Raw genomic sequence first — 1,224 nt, forward strand, 5'->3', positions numbered from 1 at the left:
GAGCGTGTCAAATGGTGTGTGTAAGGGGTGGGTCTCCTTACGGGAGGAGTGACATTGTTGGCTATTGATAGGGCGTCGCGTGAAGAGCGACGTAAGGTGCAGGCGGAGGGTTCTCGTCGGCTGGTCGAGTCGGGGGTGCTGGATGATCTGTTCGCGAAGATCGACGCGGGCGAGGTTCAGCTCGATGGGGATGGCGGGTTCATTCAGCAGCTGATCAAGTCGGGTCTTGAGCGGGGTCTGCGGGCTGAGTTGACCGAGCATGTCGGTTATGAGAAGGGCGACGCGGGCGCGGCGTTGCACGAGAACTCGCGGAACGGGTCGTTCCCGAAGACGGTGGCCACGAACGTCGGCGATGTCGAGTTGCGGATCCCGCGCGATCGAAACGGCACGTTCACGCCGCGGCTGGTTCCCACGGGTAGCCGGCGGCTCTCGCAGCTGGACGAGATGATCATCTCTCTCTATGCCGGTGGCATGACCGTGCGCGACATCGAGCATCACCTCGTCTCCACGCTCGGCGTGGACCTCAGTCACGAGACGATCTCGACCATCACCGAGGAGATCGCGGACGAGGTCTTGGCGTGGCAGAGCCGGCCGTTGGAGGCGTTCTATCCAGTGATTTACCTCGACGCTCTCGTGATCAAGGTCCGCGACGGCGGGCATGTGCGCAACAAGGCCGCGCACATCGCTGTGGGTGTTGACATGGACGGCATCAAGCATGTCCTGGGCATCTGGATTCAACACGCGGAGGGCGCGAAGTTCTGGGCGTCCGTCTGCGCCGAGCTCGCCAACCGCGGCGTCCGCGACGTCCTGATCGTCTGTGTCGATGGGCTGACGGGGTTCCCCGAGGCGATCGAGGCGACCTGGCCGGAATCGATGGTCCAGACGTGCGTCGTGCACCTCATCCGTCACGCGATGCGGTTCGTCGCTTATGGGCAGCGCAAGGCCGTCGCGGCGGCGTTGAAGCCGATCTACCAGGCGCCGACCGCGGACGCCGCTCTGGCCGCGCTGCAGGCGTTTAAAGCGTCCGCGCTGGGCCAGGCGAACCCGCGATCAGCGCAGGTGTTCGAGGACGCGTGGGAGCGTTTCACGCCGTTCCTCGCGTTCCCGCCGGAACTTCGTCGAGTGATCTATACGACCAACGCGATCGAGTCCCTGAACTTCCAACTCCGGAAGATCATCAAGAACCGCGGCCACTTCCCGAACGACCAAGCAGCTGTGAAGCTG

Annotated in this window: 1 protein-coding gene; it reads left to right on the forward strand. The window is 63.7% G+C overall.

All coding sequences use genetic code 11. The features are described 5' to 3' along the window. Positions 1-63: 63 nt before the first annotated feature. Positions 64-1,224 (forward strand): IS256 family transposase (locus B0H03_RS16025; RefSeq protein WP_419956920.1); only part of this gene is annotated, 1,161 nt, incomplete at its 3' end.

Origin of the sequence: Rathayibacter iranicus NCPPB 2253 = VKM Ac-1602, assembly GCF_003149025.1 — a bacterium.
In the GTDB taxonomy this organism is placed as follows: Bacteria; Actinomycetota; Actinomycetes; order Actinomycetales; family Microbacteriaceae; genus Rathayibacter; species Rathayibacter iranicus.